A 2,518-nucleotide genomic window follows, 5' to 3' on the forward strand; every position below is an offset into this window, starting at 1 on the left:
TTTTTATTCAGCCGTCGTATTTAACGTTACGTCAATGTTCCCTCTAGTTGCTTTTGAATATGGACAAAATTCATGTGCTGCCTTCACTAGCTTTTCAGCCTCTTCTTGAGATACCCCTTTTAAATGAGCGTTTAACGTTACTGCTAACTTAAACCCATCATCAGCTGGGTCTTTCATTAAGCTAACTTCAGCCGTAATTGATGATTCGATGGAATATTTTTGCTTTTTAGCAATTAGATTTAAAGCTCCGTCAAAGCAAGAAGCATATCCTGCTGCAAAAAGCTGCTCCGGATTCGTTCCTTCTTTTGTATTGTTTGGTGAAGGCATTACTAAATCTAGATTAATTAGGCCATCATCTGATTTGACGTACCCTTCACGCCCACCTACTGCTGTTGCTTTTGAAGTAAATAAAACTGACATCAAAATCACCTCATATACGTAATTGTAAAGTCCATGCTCATGCAAAAAAGCTCTTGCACGCTCTATGGATATATTACCCTTTTAGAGTGGATTGAAACATGTCGTTCTATACTCTCTTCCATTATTTTTTTAACCCCTTTCGTATAATTTCATCACCATATTTACTTTGAAGCTGCTGAACTGCTTTATAGAGCGGTTCATCTTTTACGTGCCGTTCATATGTAAATAAACTAAGCTGCTCTTGATTTCGATCGTTCATTCGTTCTACTTGTAGAGCTGCTACCCCTAACAAGCGAACTGGTTCACCGTTCCAATGCTTTTGAAGCAACTTGTTTACCCAATGAAGCAACACTTTTGACTGATTGGTCCACTGATCAATGGTTTGGGTTCTTGTAATTGTTTTGAAATTACTATAGCGAATGGTTAACTGAATCGTTTTGCTGACTACTTTTTTGGCATGCATTCGCTTACTAACAGACTCAGCGAGATCATTTAAAATCGGTACCATCTCCCGATCATCCGTCATATTTTTCGCTAATGTTTTTGAATGTCCAATCGACTTAAATTCCGACCTGCGATTTGGATTTACAGGTCGATCGTCAATCCCATTAGCTCTTTGCTTCATTTCTACTCCTCTTACTCCAACTGTGGCCTTTAGCTTATGATCATCTGCGTGCGCTAGCTCTTCAATCGTATGGATATGAACGGCATTCAACTTCTCAGCGGTTTTATTACCTATACCATGCATATAAACCACTGGGTGTGGCCAAAGTTTCTGATGAATATCGCGCTTTCTTAAAATTGTAATTCCAAGCGGTTTTTTCATGTTGCTTGCCGTTTTAGCTAAAAACTTATTTGGTGCAATGCCGATTGAGACCGGTATTTGTAACTCATTCAAAAGATCGTTCTGTATTCGCTGTGCAATCTCGAGTGGCGTACCTTGATGAAAGCAATCCGTTATATCTAGATATCCTTCGTCAATAGAAGCAGGCTCAAGAATAGAAGAGATCGTTGATAAATAAGAAAACATTTGCGCTGATACTTTGCGATAAAGAGTAAAATCTGGTTTTAACACAATTAGCTGAGGAAAAATTTTTTTAGCTTCCCATAATGGCATCGGTGCATATATTCCTTTATTGCGAGCCGCATAGTTGCACGTTACCACAATCCCTCTACGCTCTTTTGGGTTACCCGCAATGGCCATAGGTTTTCCTTTCAGTGCCGGATTACGCGCTTCTTCCACCGATGCATAAAAAGCATTAACATCAATATGCAATATGACTCTTCCCTTTTTTGGATACATGCCTTTCAACACACTCACCTTCTTTCTATCCGAACCAACAGAATGTATGTTCTTATTTTAAACCAAAAAACAATTAATGTGAATAATTCTATAGCGGTTTGTAATATGATGGACAAAGAGTAAAAAACGGGCGGATTGTTTGATGAACATCCCTTTGAAGCATTCGTATACTATAATAACTTTGACAAAAATGGGGGAAACGCCGTGGTGGATCAGATTATCACAGTAATTCAACAGTTTGGATATGGATATTTCTTTTTATTAATCATCATTGGTGCTAATTTCACACCTATTCCAGATCCTCTCTTTATTATGCTTGCAGGTAACCATGCCACTCTTTCTACTTTTCACCCTCTTATTGCTTTTCTCTTGACTTACAGTGCCATGATGCTTAGCTTATATGTTAAATTCTTATTTGCTAGATGGTTTCGCAAGCAAACAATAAAAGCTCTCTCTCAATCACGCTTTCAAAAAAAGCGATATGAAATTGAAAACCTCATTACCTCATACGGTTCCTTCGGCATTATGCTCAGCTTCTTCTTGCCGGGAATGCGACACGTTATGCCATTATTTTTAGGAACAACGAAAATGCCTCACCTTAATTATATAACAACAACATTTTCATTTGGATTGGTTTGGACGTTTGCGTTTTTTTTATGGGGGTTTAAAGTTGATGATGCCGCTTCATTTGAAACCATTTCTCAATTCACTATTTTGTTTATTGCCATCAGTGTTGGAAGCTTAGCCTATAAAAAGCGAAAAATGCGTAGTAAAGAATGAAAAAAGCCAATCCTC

3 protein-coding genes are annotated in these 2,518 nt (G+C 38.0%); 1 reads left to right on the plus strand and 2 read right to left on the minus strand.

Annotated features, from left to right (window positions below; genetic code table 11):
• Positions 1 to 3: 3 nt before the first annotated feature.
• Positions 4 to 423 carry an organic hydroperoxide resistance protein gene (locus BFL01S_RS19335; RefSeq protein WP_156474961.1) on the minus strand — a complete coding sequence of 140 codons (420 nt, stop codon included), beginning with the start codon at positions 421 to 423 and terminating at the stop codon, positions 4 to 6.
• 118 nt (positions 424 to 541) lie between these two features.
• On the minus strand, positions 542 to 1,723 hold the full coding sequence (locus BFL01S_RS19340; protein ID WP_231882774.1) for a DNA polymerase IV: 1,182 nt from the start codon (positions 1,721 to 1,723) through the stop codon (positions 542 to 544).
• Positions 1,724 to 1,930: 207 nt separating this feature from the next.
• Here BFL01S_RS19340 and BFL01S_RS19345 point away from each other — a divergent pair, with 207 nt between their 5' ends.
• Positions 1,931 to 2,503 (plus strand): DedA family protein, encoded by a 573-nt coding sequence (locus tag BFL01S_RS19345; protein WP_138117049.1) that lies wholly within the window; start codon positions 1,931 to 1,933, stop codon positions 2,501 to 2,503.
• Positions 2,504 to 2,518 lie beyond the last annotated feature (15 nt).

Source organism: Priestia flexa NBRC 15715, assembly GCF_001591565.1.
Classification (GTDB): Bacteria; Bacillota; Bacilli; order Bacillales; family Bacillaceae_H; genus Priestia; species Priestia flexa.

Excerpts from the sequence above, each read along its gene's own strand:
- BFL01S_RS19340 (WP_231882774.1), bottom strand. The coding sequence starts at position 1,723 with ATGTATCCAAAAAAGGGAAGAGTCATATTGCATATTGATGTTAATGCT.